Raw genomic sequence first — 16,315 nt, 5'->3', positions numbered from 1 at the left:
AAAGGATACTGTAAAAAGCCTGCAAAACAGGCCGCAAGGCGCTTACTCTGTGCCCCGCTTTGGATTTCGCCCAGAAGAAATGTCTGAAAAATTGTTTCCTTTCTGCACATTTCGTCATTGCGCTGAATATTTTTTGGTACGCCGCGTGGGCAGCGCTTGTGCCGGATTGTCCGGCCACGGATGTTTCGGATACCGGCCTTTCATTTCTTTTTGCACTTCACGGTAGGAGCCCTGCCAGAACGCCGCCAGATCGGCGGTGATTTGCAACGGGCGCTGCGCCGGGGACAACAATTCCAGCACCACATTCACCCTTCCCTCCGCCAGGCTCGGGCTGCGCTCTTCGCCGAACATCTCCTGCATCCGCACCGAAAGCGCCGGTGGCAGGTCTGCATGATAGCGGATCGGCAGACGACTGCCAGTCGGCACGGTGTAATGAGTCGGTAAGGCGCTGTCCAGACGCTGCCGCTGTTGCCAGTCCGGCAGTCTTAACAACGCCTCATGCAGATCGACCTGTTGCAGAGATTTTAACGAACGCACGCCTTTTAACGAGGGCAGTAACCAGTTTTCCAGCCCGTCGAGCAGGGCGTCGTCATCCATTGCGGGCCACGGGGCTTCCGGCAGCCATTTTGCTGCACACATCAGCCGCAGCCGCAATTGCTCTGCCGCTACCGACCAGTTGAGTGCCTGTAATCCCTGGGTGCGGATCCAGTCAATCAGCGCCTGTTGCATTTCGTCGTCATCCGGTTTCGCCAGCGGACTGGCTTTGAGCACCAGCCTGCCGATCTGCCAGCGACGCCAGGCGCGCAGCGTGCCTTTTTCTTCATCCCACTCCACCGCCGTCTGCTCGTTAACGACGTCCGGCAGGCGCGACGGCAGTTGGGTAATATCCAGCGAGATCGCCAGCAGAATACGGGCGTCCGGGCTGTTGTTGCCCTGCAATAATTGCGGCGCGACCAGCCACGGCGCGCGGGTTAATCCGTCGTCCTGCGGCAAAGACGCGCCTAATCCGTTGGCCAGCAGATAGCGCCCCTCTTCACCGCGGCGCTGGGCAATACGGTCGCTGAAGGCGCGGGCCAGCAGCCACGGCGCCAGGGAAGCATCCGGCTCTCCGCTTTTCGCTCCGGTACGCTGCGCCAGCTGTTTTGCCCGCCGCTGCCAGTTTCCCTGCGCACGGCTGAACCAGTAATCAATATCGGGCAATCCCCCGCGCGGCGGTTCTTCGAGCATCGCGGCCAGCAACGCCGCGGTGGCGAGCGCGTCCGGGCTCTGCGCCGCAGCAGAAATCAGCATGGCCGCCAGACGCGGATCGCAGCCGAGTTGCGCCATGCGCTGGCCTGCGGCAGTGAGTTTTCCCTGCCCGTCGGTCGCGCCGAGCTGGTGTAAAAGATGTTTTGCGGCAGACAGCGCGGCCACGGGCGGCGTATCCAGCCATTGCAATTGCCCGACGTCCTGACAGCCCCACTGCAACAACTCAAGCCAGAAGCTGCTGAGATCGCTTTGCAGAATTTCGGCTTCGGCCTGCGCACTGGCGCGTTCCGCCTGCTCTTTACTGAACAGATGCCAGCACAAACCCGGTTCGAGACGGCCCGCGCGGCCCGCCCGCTGAGTCATCGACGCCTGGCTGATACGCTGCGTCACCAGCCGCGTCAGGCCGCTGCGCGGGTCAAACTGCGCGCTGCGTTCCAGACCGCTGTCCACCACCAGACGGATGCCTTCAATGGTCAGACTGGTTTCAGCAATATTGGTCGCCAGAACGATTTTACGGCGTCCGGCCGGTGAGGGCTGAATGGCTTTCTGCTGCTGATCCAGCGACAACGCGCCGTAAAGCGGACAGAGATCCACATCATCTGCCAGCCTGCCGTTAAGCAGATTTTGAACGCGGGTGATTTCAGCGACGCCCGGTAAAAACAGCAGCATCGAACCATGATTTTCCGCCATCAGGCGGCTGACTGCGCGTGCCACGCCGTCGTCCAGCCGTTCGTGCGTGGCGAGAGAAAGGTACTGACGGTCGACCGGAAAACTGCGGCCTGCGGATTCAATGACCGGCGCTTCCGGCAGCAAAGAAGAGAGGCGAAGATTATCGAGCGTGGCCGACATGATCAGCAGTTTTAAATCATCACGCAGCGCATTTTGCACATCGAGCAGCAGCGCCAGCGCCAGATCGGCCTGCAAACTGCGCTCATGGAACTCATCAAGGATCACCATCGACACGCCGGTCAGTTCAGGATCAGCCTGCACCATGCGGGTCAGAATGCCTTCGGTCACCACTTCAAGGCGGGTCGCCGCGCTGGTCTTACTTTCGGCGCGCATACGGTACCCGACAGTTTGCCCCGGCGTTTCCCCCAGTTGCTGCGCCAGACGGAAAGCGACGTTTTTCGCCGCCAGACGGCGCGGTTCCAGCAACAGGATTTTGCCCGGCAGATTCGCCTGTTTCAGCAGCTGCAATGGCAGCCAGGTGGATTTCCCCGCACCGGTGGGCGCAAGCAAAAGTACCTGCGACGCCTGTTGCAGTGCGGCTAAAAGCGGTTCGAGTACGGCGCTGACCGGCAAAGAAGACAATGAATGCTCCATGAGAGTTAACTTTAAACGGCGGGCATTGTAGCATTTAGCCCCACATCCGGCATGTTGCCGTGAATGACCCGCAATGCCCGCCACAGGAATGAATATGTCTGTCGAACGCCGTCTGTTTTTCGCTTTGTCACTGCCGCCCGCACTGCAAAAGCAGGTGATAAAGTGGCGCGCAGCGCATTTTCCGGCGGAGACAGGACGCCCCGTTGCGGCCGCTAACCTGCATATCACCCTGGCCTTTCTCGGCGAAATCAGTGAGCTGAAAGCCGACGCACTGACCCGCATCGCCGGGCGCATTCAGGGGCATAAATTCAGTCTGCGGCTTGATGACATCGGCCACTGGCCGGGCTCCGGCGTGGTGTGGGTCGGCACCCGGCGGGCACCCAACGCGCTGCTGCAACTGGCCTCGGTGCTGCGATCCCACGCGGCGCGCAATGGTTGTTATCAAAGTGCATTGCCGTTTCATCCACACGTTTCGCTTTATCGCAACGCCACGCGGCCGGTCGCCATTCCCCCGGCGACGCCCGACTGGCTGCTGGAGGCCGACGCCTTCAGCCTGTATGAATCCACCAGGGAGCGGGGGCGCACGCGTTACCGCTGCCTGCAAACCTGGCCGCTGGCTGATGCGCCTGCCCTTTAATTTATTTCACTGGAAACTGTCATGCACTTCGAGCCTGCGCTGCAACCTGCCACTCTGATCACGCGTTATAAACGTTTTCTCGCTGACGTCATCACGCCAGACGGGCGTGAAATCACGCTGCACTGCGCCAATACCGGCGCCATGACCGGCTGCGCCACGCCGGGCGATACCGTCTGGTATTCCACCTCTGACAACGCGAAACGCAAGTATGCCCACAGCTGGGAACTGACCGAAACTCAGCAACACCACTGGATTTGCGTCAACACGCTGCGCGCCAATCAACTGGTGCGCGAAGCCATCACCCAGGACCGCATTCCGGAATTATCCGGTTACAGTAAATTGACTTCAGAAGTAAAATACGGCGCCGAAAATAGCCGTATAGACTTGATGTTACAGGCAGAAAATCAACCTGACTGCTATATTGAAGTGAAATCTGTCACGTTGCTGCATCAAGGGCAGGGATATTTCCCGGATGCAGTCACACTGCGCGGTCAGAAGCATTTGCGCGAGTTACAGTCGATGGCAGAGCAGGGGCAGCGAGCCGTTCTTTTCTTCGCTGTTTTACATTCAGGCATTGAAAGCGTGTCCGCCGCACACCATATTGATCCGCGATATTCTGATTTACTCAAACATGTTCAGAATAATGGTGTAGAAGTGATGTGCTACGGTGCTGCACTTTCTGCTGAGGGTATCCGCCTCACAGAACGATTACCGCTGGACACGAAGTACTAAACGGATAAACCCAGTTCGGATAACCCTGTTAATCGTCGTCGGCGGCATAAAAAACAGGTCGCGAATACGCTTTTCCTCACAGGCTTGTCAAGCACCTGTCAGGAATAATTGCTAACCTCGTTGCCTTCTGTTATTTATAGCGGCCTGATTTTTTCCCCCTTTGGGGATCGAAATGTTCGAAGCCCGATTCTTTGCAGCAAAACTGCAATCTACAGGCGGATGAACATAGTGCGTGTTATGTAGGAGAAGCATCATGCAAGAAGGCCAAACCCGTAAGACGTCGTCCTTGAGCATTCTCGCTATCGCTGGGGTGCAGCCGTATCAAGAGAAGCCGGGCGAAGAGTACATGAACGACGCTCAGCTGGCTCACTTCAAAAAGATTCTTGAAGCATGGCGCAATCAGCTCAGGGATGAAGTAGACCGTACCGTTTCGCATATGCAGGACGAAGCTGCAAACTTCCCTGATCCGGTTGACCGTGCCGCTCAGGAAGAAGAATTTAGCCTTGAACTGCGTAACCGTGATCGCGAACGCAAGCTCATCAAAAAGATTGAAAAAACACTGAAGAAAGTAGAAGACGAGGATTTCGGTTACTGCGATTCCTGTGGCGTTGAGATCGGTATCCGCCGTCTTGAAGCACGTCCAACTGCTGATTTGTGTATCGACTGTAAAACTCTGGCAGAAATCCGCGAAAAGCAGATGGCTGGTTAATTCAGGGTTCCACGCGGTGCGTCATGCACCGCGTTTCCTTTATAAAGCCGTTCTTCACGCTGATTTCTTTGAAACCCTGCCATGTCTTTGAAACCCTACATTGGTCGTTTCGCACCTTCACCTTCCGGTGATCTCCATTTTGGTTCGCTGATTGCCGCACTCGGCAGTTATCTGCATGCCCGCGCTCAGCACGGACAATGGAAAGTTCGCATCGACGATATCGATCCGCCGCGCGAAGTCCCGGGCTCTGCTGGCCGGATTTTAGCGACGCTTGAGCGTTACGGTCTGGAATGGGATGGCGAGGTGCTCTGGCAGTCGGCGCGGCATGACGCTTACCGGGCGGTACTCGACGCACTGTATCAGCAACAGAAAAGTTATTATTGCACCTGCACCCGTCAGCGCATTGCGCACACCGGCGGCGTGTATGATGGCCATTGCCGCACGCTCGGGTCAGGCCCAGAGAACGCCGCGATCCGCCTGCATCAGACCTTGCCGGTATACGGTTTTGACGATGATTTTCAGGGGCACTTGCAGGCAAATGCGGCGCTTGCCGAAGAAGATTTTATTATCCGCCGCCGCGACGGGCTGTTCGCCTATAATCTTGCGGTGGTGGTCGATGACCATTTCCAGGGCGTGAATCACATTGTGCGCGGAGCAGATTTGATCGAACCGACGGTGCGCCAGATCTCGATGTATCGTCATCTTGGCTACCCGCAACCGGGTTATCTGCATTTGCCACTGGCGGTCAATGAAAAAGGCGATAAGCTTTCGAAGCAGAATCATGCGCCCGCCTTGCCGGAAGGCGATCCACGTCCGGTAATCATTAACGCACTGAATTTTTTAGGGCAAACCTCGCCGGAAAACTGGCAGGATTATACGTTGCCTTTATTATTACGCTGGGCGATAACACATTGGACGCCAGCAGATATCCCGCGTCAGAACGCTTAAAAGCACATCGGCATTCTCAAAGAGCCTGTCGTGAGCTATGATTAGCCGCTGTTTTTGCGTCACGCCATTTTTCAGTCACTATCGAGGTGTACCATTTTTACCCGAGTAGCCAATTTTTGCCGTAAGGTGCTAGTTCGTGAAGATAAAGTCATTCGTGAAGAAAAGGCTGTTCATGACGACGCCCCGCTTCATGCAGAAGTTAATCGCGAGGAGACTTCCCGTCGTGATCCTTCCCCTGTGGCTGAAGGCAATGTGAAGGCAAAAAATCCTGAGCGTCGTGACAACGACCAACGCCGTGAAAATCGCGGCCGCCGGGAAGACAACGCGAACCGGGGCGAGCGCCGTAACAACAACAATCGCCGCTCCACGCCTTATCAGCCTCGCGGCGAACGCAACGATCAACGCGGTGAGCGCAGTGAGCCACGCGCCCCCGTCGAGCACGTACAGAAGCCTCGTCCGTCGTTTGACTATGCCGGTGAAACCCGCGCCATCACTATTGTTCCACGCGATGAGCACAACATCTCTCGTCGTGACATCAGCGAAAACGCGCTGAAAGTGCTGTACCGCCTGAACAAGTCTGGCTTTGAAGCCTTCCTGGTCGGTGGCGGCGTGCGCGATTTGCTGCTGGATAAAAAACCGAAAGATTTCGATATCACCACCAACGCCACGCCGGATCAGGTTCGTAAGCTGTTCCGTAACTGTCGTCTGGTCGGTCGCCGTTTCCGTCTGGCGCACGTCATGTTTGGCCCGGAAATCATCGAAGTCGCGACATTCCGTGGTCATCACGAACAGTACGAAGAAACTGACGACAAGAATGTGTCCCAGCAGGCTCAGAACGGAATGCTGCTGCGCGACAATATTTTCGGCACCATCGAAGATGATGCCCAGCGCCGTGACTTCACCATCAACAGCCTGTACTACGGGGTTGCCGACTTTACGGTGCGTGATTACACCGGCGGTCTGCGCGATCTGCAAAACGGCATTATCCGTCTGATTGGCGATCCGGAAACCCGCTATCGCGAAGATCCGGTGCGTATGCTGCGTGCGGTACGTTTCGCGGCAAAACTGGACATGAAAATCAGCCCGGAAACTGCCGAGCCGATCCCACGTCTGGCCACGCTGTTGCAGGAAATTCCGCCAGCGCGTCTGTTCGAAGAATCCCTGAAGCTGTTGCAGGCCGGTTACGGCTACGCCACCTACAAGAAGCTTTGCGAATACCAGCTGTTCCAGCCGTTGTTCCCGCTGATTGCCCGCCAGTTTACTGAAGCCGGCGACAGCCCGATGGAACACATCCTGTTGCAGGTGTTGAAAAACACCGATCACCGTTTGCACAACGATCAGCGCGTCAATCCGGCGTTCCTGTTCGCTGCCATGCTGTGGTATCCGGTGATTGAACATGCCCAGAAACTGGCGCAGGAAGGCGGTCTGACCTATTACGACGCCTTCTCTCTGGCGATGAACGATGTGCTGGATGAGCAATGCCGCACGCTGGCCATTCCTAAACGTATCACCACGCTGGTGCGTGATATCTGGGCATTGCAGCTGCGTCTTTCACGCCGTCAGGGCAAGCGTGCGCACAAACTGATGGAGCATCCTAAGTTCCGTGCCGCCTTCGATTTACTGGCACTGCGTGCCGACGTAGAACAGCATCGCGAGCTGCAAAGCCTGACCGAATGGTGGAGCGAATTCCAGGAAGCCACTCCGGCCTCCCAGAAAACGATGCTGGGTACGCTGGGTGAAGATGCCGTGCCGGCACGCCGTGCACGCACCCGCCGTCCGCGCAAACGGGCTGCTCCGCGTAAGGATAGCGGTCAATGATCCGCGTTTACCTGGCTCTGGGCAGTAATCTTGCCCGTCCATTGGACCAGGTAAATTGCGCACTGGAGGCGCTGGCACACATGCCGCGCACCCATTTTGTGGCCGCCTCACCGTTTTACCGCAGTAAACCGCTGGGGCCGCAAGATCAGCCGGATTATCTCAATGCCGTGGTGGCGCTTGATACCCTTCTCCCTCCTGAACAATTGCTCGATTGCACACAGGCGATTGAAAAAAACCAGGGGCGCGTGCGTAAAGCCGAGCGATGGGGGCCGAGGACGCTAGATCTCGATATGCTGATTTACGGCGATCAGGTGATCAACACCGAGCGGTTGATCGTGCCGCATTACGACATGAAAAACCGCGAGTTCATGCTCTATCCGCTGGCGGATCTGGCACCCGAACTGGTGTTCCCGGACGGTGAAACGCTGCAAAGCCTGCTCGCACGCGTTCCCCTGAATGGCCTGACGAAATGGTAAGTCGCTCAGCGACTTACCCGCACTTCCAGCCCCCCTTCTGCCCTGTTCCTGTAGACCACCTTCATCTGATGTAACTGTGCGATCCGTTGCACGATCGAAATCCCCAGCCCGCTGCCGGTTTGTTCCTGTCCCGGTGGCCGGTAAAAACGCTCGCCCAGCCTGGCAAGATGTTCACCGGTGATCCCCGGCCCCTGATCGGCGACGCATAAACCCTGCGCATCCAGCGTAATGGTGATGTAAGTCCCGGCAGGCGAATAGCGGATCGCATTATCCAGCAAGTTTCTCACCATCAGCGATAACAGCAGCGATTGCCCGCGCATTTCCGGTGGCGTGCCATGATCCTCAAAACGCAGTTCGATCCCTTTGCTGTGCGCACGGTGATCCTGTTCCGCCAGACTTTGCACGACCAGCGAAGACCAGTCGACACGCTCGAGCGTTTCCGGTTCCGCAAAGCTTTCCAGCCGTGAAAGCGTCAGCAACTGATCCACTAGCCGCGTGGCGCGATCGATACTGGTGGTCAGATTTTCCAGCGCATGTTCGCGCATTTCGGTGTCGTCACCGGAAAGCTGTACCACTTCGGTTTGCACCCGCAGCGCGGCCAGCGGGCTGCGCAACTCATGCGCGGCATCGGACGTGAAACGACGCTCGCGAACCAGCATTTCACCGGTTCGCGTAAACAGTGAGTTCAGCGCATCCGCCAGCGGCAAGACTTCACCCGGCAATTTATCGGTACTGATTGGCGTGGCGTCTTCCGGCGAACGCTGCCGCAGGCCTTCTGCCACACGGCGAAGCGGCCGCAATTCCAGCGTCACCATCAAAATCAGTGCCAGCAGCAGCACCGGCAGAGACGCCAGCCACGGCGTCAGCTGGCCGCTGACCAGCCCCCATGCCATATCATTGCGGTAATCATATTCCTGCCCGACGGCAACGCGGTATTGCCCGTCCGGCGAGGTCAGCCAGACCATCCGCCAAAGATCGTCATCGCCTTTCAGCTCGACATCTTTAAAGCCCAGCGTGTCGCGGTCAAAACGGATGTGCCTGCCCTTCTCCCCGTCGTTGAGCAACATATCGCCCTGCCGGTTGAAGATGGCAAACGTCAGCGCGTCATCATCGGTATGGCCGCGTGAGCCTTTGTGCACCCATTTTTTGGTGTCCGGCAGTTCGGTATTTTTCTGCTCATTCAGACGCTCACCGAGGCCGGTGGCAGCAAGGCGTTTGGCAAACAGCATTTGCTGGGTGTCGAACACTTCGTTGATGTGTTTACGGGTCTGATGCCATGCCACGCCGCTGGCAATCAGCCAGGTAAGCAGCGCCAGCACTGAAAAAATCAGGATCAGCCGCAGGCGCAGACTGAGGTTTTTCAGCTCTTTCACACCGGTTCCCCTGATTGCGCATCGCCCAGCGTATAACCGACGCCGTGAACGGTGCGGATAAACCCTTTGCCGAGCTTGCTGCGCAGATGGTGAATGTGCACCTCGACCGCGTTGCTGCTGACGTCATCGTCCCAGCTATAGAGTTTTTCCTGAATCAGCGTACGGGCCAGCACGCGGCCTTTGTTATTAAGAAACAGTTCCAGCACCGCCACTTCGCGCGGCGTCAGGGTGACGGTGTCGCCGTTGAGCGTGACGCTGCGCGCAGCAGGATCAAACTCGATACCGCCGTGGATCACTTTTGAGGTGACAACGCCGTGACGTCGGCGGATCAGCGCCTGTAAACGCGCCGCCACTTCCACCAGCGCAAAGGGTTTGCACAGATAGTCATCGGCACCGGCCTGCAACCCGCCGACGCGTTGCTCCAGCGCATCCCGCGCGGTGAGGATAAGCACCGGCGTATCGCGTCCGGCATTTCGCCATTCGCGCAGCAGTTGCATCCCGTCCATTCCCGGCAGGCTTAAATCAAGGATCACGGCATCGTAAGGCGCGCTGTCCAGCGCAACTTTGCCGGTCAGCCCGTCGGTGAACCAGTCGAGCGTAAACCCCAGTTTCGTCAGCCCGGCCTTAATACCGTCACCGATCATTTTGTCGTCTTCAACTAACAGAATTCGCATGGTTCCCTCCGTTTTTCCCATTTTAGGTGACGCTTCTTAATCATTTCTTAAGAGCTGGATCAATGAGTCACGCATTGATCGTGCTGTTTGCCTTTCAGCACATACAGTAGAATACCGGCATCATATTCATCCGATGAATTATTCAAAGGAAAGTGTTCATGAAACCAACCACGCTGAGCCAGCTTCGCCAATGGAAGCAGGAAAAACATAAATTTGCGACCATTACCGCCTATGACGCCAGTTTCGCGCAACTGTTCGCAGAACAGGGTATCAGCGTCATGCTGATTGGCGATTCTCTGGGCATGGTCGTTCAGGGTCAGGATTCCACGCTGCCGGTCACCGTAGAAGAGATTGCTTATCACACGCGCTGCGTGCGTCGTGGCGCACCTCACGCGTTATTGCTGGCTGACCTGCCGTTCATGAGTTACGCCACGCCGGAGCAGGCGTTTGAAAGCGCTGCTGTGCTGATGCGCGCGGGCGGCAATATGGTCAAACTTGAAGGTGGCAGCTGGCTGTGTGACACAGTCCGCATGCTGACCGAGCGCGCCGTGCCGGTGTGCGGCCATCTGGGGCTGACGCCGCAGTCGGTAAATATCTTCGGTGGCTATAAGGTGCAGGGCCGCGATGAAGTTGCCGCTAACCAGCTGATCAAAGATGCGATGATGCTGGAAGAAGCTGGCGCACAACTGCTGGTGCTCGAATGTGTGCCCGTTGAACTGGCGCGCCGCGTGACCGAGGAGCTGAGCATTCCGGTGATCGGCATTGGCGCCGGTAACGTCACCGACGGCCAGATTCTGGTGATGCATGATGCGTTCGGCATCACCGGCGGTCACACGCCGAAATTCGCCAAAGACTTCCTCAGCGAAGCCGGTGATATTCGTGGCGCAGTCCGCCTTTACGTCGATCAGGTCGCGCAAGGCGTGTATCCGGGCGAAGAACATTCCTTTAAATAATCGGGGACACTATCCGTGTTGATCATTGACAGCGTGGCGCTGCTGCGTCGCGAAATCCGGGATTTTCGTAAGAATAACAAACGCATCGCCCTTGTGCCGACCATGGGCAATCTGCACGAAGGCCACATGACGCTGGTGGAAGAAGCTAAAGCGCGTGGCGATGTGGTGGTGGTGAGTATTTTCGTCAACCCGATGCAGTTCGAGCGCCCGGATGATCTCGAACGCTACCCGCGCACCTTGCAGGAAGACTGCGAGAAGCTGAATAAACGCGGCGTGGATCTGGTGTTCGCTCCTTCGCCTGCGGAAATCTATCCGAAAGGTTTAGCGACGCAAACGCAGGTCGATGTGCCGGTAATTTCCACCATTCTGGAAGGTGCGAGCCGTCCGGGGCATTTCCGTGGCGTCTCGACCATCGTCAGCAAGCTGTTCAATCTGGTGCAACCGCAGGTGGCCTGTTTCGGCCAGAAAGACTTCCAGCAACTGGCGCTGCTGCGCACCATGGTGGAAGACATGGGCTATGACATCGAGATTATCGGTGTGCCGATTGTGCGCGCCAAAGATGGCCTGGCACTGAGCTCACGTAACGGTTATCTGACCAGTGATGAACGTAAACTCGCACCGCAGCTGAACAGGATCATGAACGCGCTGGCGGAACGTCTGAGCCAGGGCGAGCGCCATATCGATGAGATGTTGCAGGACACGGCACAGCAACTTCGTCAGGCGGGTTTCACACCGGACGAACTGTTTATCCGTGATGCGAAAACCTTGCAGGAATTGTCGGTGGACAGCACATCAGCGGTGATCCTGATGGCTGCCTGGCTGGGCAAGGCACGGCTGATTGATAACCAGCAGGTTGATCTGACGCAGTAGACAGCGCGGATCAAATCAGCAAAGATGTTGGCCGGCTGGATATCGGATTTTTAGTATTCAGCCCGGCAGATTCTCAGACTTTTTACGTCAGTAAGGGTAGAAGCAATGATTCGCACTATGCTGCAAGGCAAATTGCACCGGGTTCACGTCACTCAGGCAGATTTGCACTATGAAGGTTCCTGCGCCATCGATCAGGATTTTCTCGATGCCTCAGGCATTCTGGAATACGAAGCGATTGATATTTATAACGTTGATAACGGTCAGCGTTTTTCGACCTACGCCATCGCGGCAGAACGCGGTTCGCGGATTATTTCGGTCAACGGTGCGGCAGCGCGCTGTGCCTGCGTCGGCGATCTGCTGATCATCTGTTCATACGTGCAGATGTCAGATGAACAGGCTCGTCAGCACAAACCGAAAGTGGCTTATTTCGAAGGTGAAAACCAGCTGAAACGCACCGCGAAAGCCGTGCCGGTTCAGGTGGCATAATAAAATCCTCCCCCTGCGAAGGGGGAGGAGCAAAGCAAAAATCAACTTCTCAGGCCGCGACCGCGTTCAATCAGGTACCACGCCAGCAGGTAAAACACCGCAATAAACGCCACCAGCACGCTCATGGTAAACACCAGCGGCACATCAGAAATCCCCAGGAAACCGTAGCGGAAACCGCTGATCATGTAGACGATCGGGTTGAGCTTGGAAACCGCCTGCCAGACAGGCGGCAGCAGGGACAACGAGTAGAACACGCCACCCAGATAGGTCAGCGGCGTCAGCACGAAGGTCGGGATCAGGCTGATATCATCAAAGGTTGTCGCAAACACTGCGTTCAGCAGGCCGCCCAGCGAGAACAGGATCGCGGTCAGCAGCAGCGTCAGCGCGATCACCCACCAGGAATGGATCACCAGCGGCACGAAGAACAGGGAAATCGCCGTCACCAGGATCCCCACGCAGATCCCACGCGCCACCCCGCCGCCGACATAACCGGCGATCACCACGTGCGTCGGCACCGGTGCCACCAGCAGCTCTTCAATATTGCGCTGGAATTTGGCGCTGAAGAACGACGATGCCACGTTGGCGTACGAGTTGGTGATCACCGCCATCATGATCAGGCCAGGTACGATAAACTGCATGTAAGTAAAACCATGCATGCTGCCGATTTGCGAGCCGATCAGATTCCCAAAGATGATGAAATACAGCGTCATGGTGATGACCGGCGGAACCAGCGTCTGGATCCAGATGCGCCCAAACCGGTTGATCTCTTTCAGCCAGATACTTTTCAGTGCCACCCAATACAGTTGCGACATTATTTCTTTTCCTCGCTGCCGTTCACCAGCGTGACAAACAGCTCTTCCAGACGGTTCGCTTTGTTACGCATACTCAATACCTGCACACCCTGCTTACTCAGCTGGCTGAACAACGAGTTCAGGCCCTGCTCGCGCATCACTTCCACTTCCAGCGTTGACGTGTCCGTCAGCTGGCTGCGGTAGCCTTCCAGCACCGGAAGCGGGCTTTTCACCCCTAAATCCAGGATGAAGGTTTCGGATTTCAGCTTCGACAGCAGTTCTTTCATGCTGGTGTTTTCCACCAGCTGGCCGCCCTGAATGATGCCGATGTTGCGGCACAACATTTCTGCTTCTTCCAGATAGTGCGTGGTCAGAATGATGGTGGTGCCCTGCGCATTCAGCTCTTTCAGGAAGCCCCACATAGAGCGGCGCAGCTCGATGTCCACGCCCGCCGTCGGCTCATCGAGGATCAGCAGTTTTGGCTCATGCATCAGTGCACGGGCAATCATCAGACGGCGTTTCATCCCGCCGGACAGCATGCGCGAACGCTCGTTGCGTTTGCCCCACAGATCCAGCTGGGTCAGGTATTTTTCGGCGCGTTGCAGCGCCAGCGGACGCGGCACGCCGTAATAACCGGCCTGATTCACCACCACCTGCATGACCGTTTCAAACGGGTTGAAGTTAAATTCCTGCGGCACCAGCCCGAGCTGGCGTTTGGCGTTGACGATGTCTTTATCGATGTCGTAACCAAACACCCGCACTTTGCCAGCGGATTTGTTGACCAGTGAACTGATGATGCCAATGGTGGTGGATTTACCCGCACCGTTTGGCCCAAGCAGGGCATAAAAATCGCCGGCTTCGACGCGCAGATCGATTCCACGCAAAGCCTGTACACCACCGGCGTAAGTTTTGGTTAACTTTTCCAGTTCCAATGCGTAATTCATAAAGGGAGCGTACCTTCTTGTGAAAACCCTGTTGTAAGAATGAGTAAACGGAGATGCCGAATCAGTTTGAAAAGTCGGGGCATTGCCCTATATTACTCCATCGCAGTCAGCTCGTAACACAGGCTATTAACATCAATGAATGACATAGAAAGACTCATCAGCAATAACGCAGCCTGGTCCAAAACCATGATTGATGAAGATCCTGGTTTCTTTGAGCGGCTTTCCCAATCTCAAAAACCCCGTTTCCTGTGGATTGGCTGTTCTGACAGCCGTGTGCCTGCCGAACGCCTGACAGGGCTGGAGCCGGGTGAACTTTTCGTTCACCGTAACGTTGCCAACCTGGTCATTCACACCGACCTTAACTGCCTGTCCGTGGTGCAATATGCTATCGACGTGCTGGAAGTCGAACACGTGATTATCTGCGGTCACTACGGCTGTGGCGGTGTGCAGGCGGCGGTTGAAAACCCTGAACTGGGTTTGATAAATAACTGGTTGTTGCATATCCGGGACATCTGGTACAAACACAGCTCCCTGCTGGGCGAACTGTCGCCAGAAAAGCGCCTCGACAAGTTGTGCGAACTGAACGTGGTTGAACAAGTTTATAACCTCGGCCACTCCACCGTGATGCAATCGGCCTGGAAACGCGGCCAGAAAGTCACGCTGCACGGCTGGGTTTACGGCATTCAGGACGGACGTCTGCGCAACCTCGAAGTCGACGCCACCAGCCGCGAAACGCTGGAACAGCGCTACCGCCAGGGTGTCTCCGCCCTGCTCAACGGCGACCCGCAATAACAAGCCGCACTACTCTACAGAAATTCAAAAAACAAAAGGCACAAAAATGTGCCTTTTTTGTTATTTATTTTTCCTGCACTTACAACGCTAACACTATAAATCAATGAGTTATAAATACTGTAAGCAGCTGTAAGACCTACAAAGATGCTCAGGTGTGGACACTATGTGGACACTCCAGCCCCGCTTTTCCCCTCAGTGGATTGAAGGAAATTGCGTCCTGCAGGAAGTCCGGCGCGAAATGAACATAGACCATTGTCTGGTTGATATTCGCGCGTCCGGGAATTCTTTGCAGGGTGATTATGTTCCCGCCGCCTGTCGAATCTGGATTATCTGAAAAGCCGCGACCTGGAGAATGTCGAAACCAGCGAACTGCTGATGGACTCTGTGCCGGTGACGTTATGGCTTACATGACTGCCCAGGGCGGCGCTAATGTAGCGCGTGACGAACAGACTCTCTGCGTAGCACGTCGCGTTGCCAATGAGCTGAATACCTGCGATGAATAAATGAAAAAGGTTGTGGGTATTTTGCGCCTCACCTTGGCGAATCTCATGTTGATGAAATGCGTACCACTCAATGACGTAGCGTGGATTCTGAGGTTTTGACCGCAAAAAGCGCCTCCGGTGCGCCTTGGAGTTCTGTCGGTAACTGTGGGTTAGGTGGAACGGAACAGACTACAGATTGGCGTGATAGCCGGGATGGGAGCGCGCCAACAGCATCCAGTTCTCATATTGACTGGACAGACACAGCCGCCGTGAGGCGATTGTGGCGCGTATAAGGGAGGAAGCACCGAGAGTCAGCAAGGCGCAGCGAAGTTTTGACCCAACAAAAGGCCGTGATATTGACCCGTCGGCAAGATTGACGGCAGAAGAACGGGCGCGTTTGCCGGAAATCGAACGCGAATTGATGAAACACAACATCACGGCGGAACACTAGAAGTTCTGTCAATAATTCTACGAGAGAGCTAAATTTAGCCAAAAAACCGAGAGTTGGAAACAGAATTGACTAGGTAGACGGCGCTGACCATGACCAATTCACAGACAGAGATACAGACACAGACACAGACACAGACACAGACACAGACACAGACACAGACACAGACACAGACACAGACACAGACACAGACACAGAGCGTCGCGCACTAGTGAGCATGCTGATAGGTAGAACTTTGCATCGAATAATAATAAGCTTTAGATGAAGGTTTTTTGTGGCTAGCTGAGGCCAAATACTAGATGTACATAAACAAAACCGTGTTGCATCTTTCCTCTCAATTGGATTAATATTGACCCCATCCATCTACACTAGATTAAATTGGAACATCTAAATATGGAGCAAGATGATAAGTTTAAGAGCTTTTTGAAAACAATCAGACTGCATAGGAAAGAAAATAATTGGGATGTAGTATTCAATCCTAAAATAGATTTAACCGTTTTCGAAAATGCTATTTTAACTGATATCCCTAATACTACTAAAAGTAAGAATATCGTTAATAATAAGAATATCTCCATAGAAAAAAATGATCTTCGACACGATGACGCTTCACC

The 16,315-nt window shown here is 55.5% G+C and carries 16 protein-coding genes; 11 read left to right on the top strand and 5 right to left on the bottom strand.

The window, feature by feature from the left end; genetic code table 11:
- Nucleotides 1-114 precede the first annotated feature (114 nt).
- On the bottom strand, nt 115-2,559 hold the full coding sequence (gene hrpB / locus J1779_RS02825; protein WP_217202859.1) for an ATP-dependent helicase HrpB: 2,445 nt from the start codon (nt 2,557-2,559) through the stop codon (nt 115-117).
- Between the two features lie 106 nt (nt 2,560-2,665).
- On the opposite strand from hrpB, the gene thpR reads away from it, so the two are divergent.
- The 6 genes from thpR to folK all read left to right on the top strand — a co-directional run bounded on the left by thpR (nt 2,666) and on the right by folK (nt 7,891).
- Nucleotides 2,666-3,208 carry an RNA 2',3'-cyclic phosphodiesterase gene (gene thpR, locus J1779_RS02820; RefSeq protein ID WP_217202831.1) on the top strand — a complete coding sequence of 181 codons (543 nt, stop codon included), beginning with the start codon at nt 2,666-2,668 and terminating at the stop codon, nt 3,206-3,208.
- 21 nt (nt 3,209-3,229) lie between these two features.
- Entirely contained in the window at nt 3,230-3,940 is a 711-nt protein-coding gene (gene sfsA, locus J1779_RS02815; RefSeq protein WP_056774757.1) for a DNA/RNA nuclease SfsA, read from the top strand.
- Between the two features lie 253 nt (nt 3,941-4,193).
- Nucleotides 4,194-4,649: an RNA polymerase-binding protein DksA gene (gene dksA / locus J1779_RS02810; protein ID WP_013576943.1), complete on the top strand. Its 456-nt coding sequence runs from the start codon at nt 4,194-4,196 to the stop codon at nt 4,647-4,649.
- Between the two features lie 81 nt (nt 4,650-4,730).
- Nucleotides 4,731-5,597 (top strand): tRNA glutamyl-Q(34) synthetase GluQRS, encoded by an 867-nt coding sequence (gluQRS, locus tag J1779_RS02805; protein ID WP_217202830.1) that lies wholly within the window; start codon nt 4,731-4,733, stop codon nt 5,595-5,597.
- Between the two features lie 489 nt (nt 5,598-6,086).
- On the top strand, nt 6,087-7,415 hold the full coding sequence (gene pcnB, locus J1779_RS02800; protein ID WP_217202858.1) for a polynucleotide adenylyltransferase PcnB: 1,329 nt from the start codon (nt 6,087-6,089) through the stop codon (nt 7,413-7,415).
- The gene (folK, locus tag J1779_RS02795) at nt 7,412-7,891 is read left to right on the top strand and encodes a 2-amino-4-hydroxy-6-hydroxymethyldihydropteridine diphosphokinase (RefSeq protein ID WP_122094117.1); all 480 of its coding nucleotides are present in this window, start codon (nt 7,412-7,414) and stop codon (nt 7,889-7,891) included. The genes pcnB and folK overlap by 4 nt, the downstream gene beginning before the upstream one ends.
- Before the next feature lie 5 nt (nt 7,892-7,896).
- Here the strand turns inward: folK and qseC are convergent, their stop codons facing one another.
- Together qseC and qseB are read right to left on the bottom strand one after the other, a co-directional pair.
- On the bottom strand, nt 7,897-9,255 hold the full coding sequence (qseC, locus tag J1779_RS02790) for a quorum sensing histidine kinase QseC (RefSeq protein WP_217202857.1): 1,359 nt from the start codon (nt 9,253-9,255) through the stop codon (nt 7,897-7,899).
- Between the two features lie 5 nt (nt 9,256-9,260).
- Nucleotides 9,261-9,938 carry a quorum sensing response regulator transcription factor QseB gene (gene qseB, locus J1779_RS02785; protein ID WP_217202829.1) on the bottom strand — a complete coding sequence of 226 codons (678 nt, stop codon included), beginning with the start codon at nt 9,936-9,938 and terminating at the stop codon, nt 9,261-9,263.
- Between the two features lie 158 nt (nt 9,939-10,096).
- Here qseB and panB point away from each other — a divergent pair, with 158 nt between their 5' ends.
- The 3 genes from panB (at nt 10,097) to panD (ending at nt 12,247) form a co-directional block, all read left to right on the top strand.
- Entirely contained in the window at nt 10,097-10,891 is a 795-nt protein-coding gene (gene panB, locus J1779_RS02780) for a 3-methyl-2-oxobutanoate hydroxymethyltransferase (RefSeq protein ID WP_112287803.1), read from the top strand.
- 15 nt (nt 10,892-10,906) lie between these two features.
- Nucleotides 10,907-11,761 carry a pantoate--beta-alanine ligase gene (panC, locus tag J1779_RS02775; protein ID WP_183848620.1) on the top strand — a complete coding sequence of 285 codons (855 nt, stop codon included), beginning with the start codon at nt 10,907-10,909 and terminating at the stop codon, nt 11,759-11,761.
- A gap of 105 nt (nt 11,762-11,866) precedes the next feature.
- Entirely contained in the window at nt 11,867-12,247 is a 381-nt protein-coding gene (panD, locus tag J1779_RS02770) for an aspartate 1-decarboxylase (protein ID WP_056774729.1), read from the top strand.
- A gap of 41 nt (nt 12,248-12,288) precedes the next feature.
- Here panD and J1779_RS02765 read toward each other — a convergent pair whose 3' ends face one another.
- The gene (locus J1779_RS02765; RefSeq protein ID WP_056774725.1) at nt 12,289-13,059 is read right to left on the bottom strand and encodes an ABC transporter permease; all 771 of its coding nucleotides are present in this window, start codon (nt 13,057-13,059) and stop codon (nt 12,289-12,291) included.
- Nucleotides 13,059-13,982, bottom strand: coding sequence for an ABC transporter ATP-binding protein (locus tag J1779_RS02760; RefSeq protein WP_056774722.1), 924 nt, complete (start codon nt 13,980-13,982; stop codon nt 13,059-13,061). The genes J1779_RS02765 and J1779_RS02760 overlap by 1 nt, the downstream gene beginning before the upstream one ends.
- Before the next feature lie 135 nt (nt 13,983-14,117).
- Between J1779_RS02760 and can the strand changes: the two genes are divergently transcribed.
- A complete protein-coding gene (gene can, locus J1779_RS02755; protein WP_056774718.1) occupies nt 14,118-14,774 on the top strand; it encodes a carbonate dehydratase in 657 nt (218 codons plus the stop codon).
- Between the two features lie 1,323 nt (nt 14,775-16,097).
- A partial coding sequence (locus J1779_RS02750) for a hypothetical protein (protein WP_217202828.1) occupies nt 16,098-16,315 on the top strand: 218 nt, incomplete at its 3' end.

Source organism: Rahnella rivi (genome assembly GCF_019049655.1).
Taxonomy (GTDB): domain Bacteria; phylum Pseudomonadota; class Gammaproteobacteria; order Enterobacterales; family Enterobacteriaceae; genus Rahnella; species Rahnella rivi.
The sequence above is the reverse complement of the archived record's forward strand: the minus strand, read 5'-3'. Positions and strand labels throughout refer to the sequence as shown.

Bases quoted from the DNA above. Each gene is read 5' to 3' on its own strand.
- panB (WP_112287803.1), top strand. From the start codon at position 10,097: ATGAAACCAACCACGCTGAGCCAGCTTCGCCAATGGAAGCAGGAAAAA.
- can (WP_056774718.1), top strand. From the start codon at position 14,118: ATGAATGACATAGAAAGACTCATCAGCAATAACGCAGCCTGGTCCAAA.
- J1779_RS02760 (WP_056774722.1), bottom strand. From the start codon at position 13,982: ATGAATTACGCATTGGAACTGGAAAAGTTAACCAAAACTTACGCCGGT.
- folK (WP_122094117.1), top strand. From the start codon at position 7,412: ATGATCCGCGTTTACCTGGCTCTGGGCAGTAATCTTGCCCGTCCATTG.
- thpR (WP_217202831.1), top strand. From the start codon at position 2,666: ATGTCTGTCGAACGCCGTCTGTTTTTCGCTTTGTCACTGCCGCCCGCA.
- J1779_RS02765 (WP_056774725.1), bottom strand. From the start codon at position 13,059: ATGTCGCAACTGTATTGGGTGGCACTGAAAAGTATCTGGCTGAAAGAG.
- qseB (WP_217202829.1), bottom strand. From the start codon at position 9,938: ATGCGAATTCTGTTAGTTGAAGACGACAAAATGATCGGTGACGGTATT.
- panD (WP_056774729.1), top strand. From the start codon at position 11,867: ATGATTCGCACTATGCTGCAAGGCAAATTGCACCGGGTTCACGTCACT.
- dksA (WP_013576943.1), top strand. From the start codon at position 4,194: ATGCAAGAAGGCCAAACCCGTAAGACGTCGTCCTTGAGCATTCTCGCT.
- sfsA (WP_056774757.1), top strand. From the start codon at position 3,230: ATGCACTTCGAGCCTGCGCTGCAACCTGCCACTCTGATCACGCGTTAT.
- gluQRS (WP_217202830.1), top strand. From the start codon at position 4,731: ATGTCTTTGAAACCCTACATTGGTCGTTTCGCACCTTCACCTTCCGGT.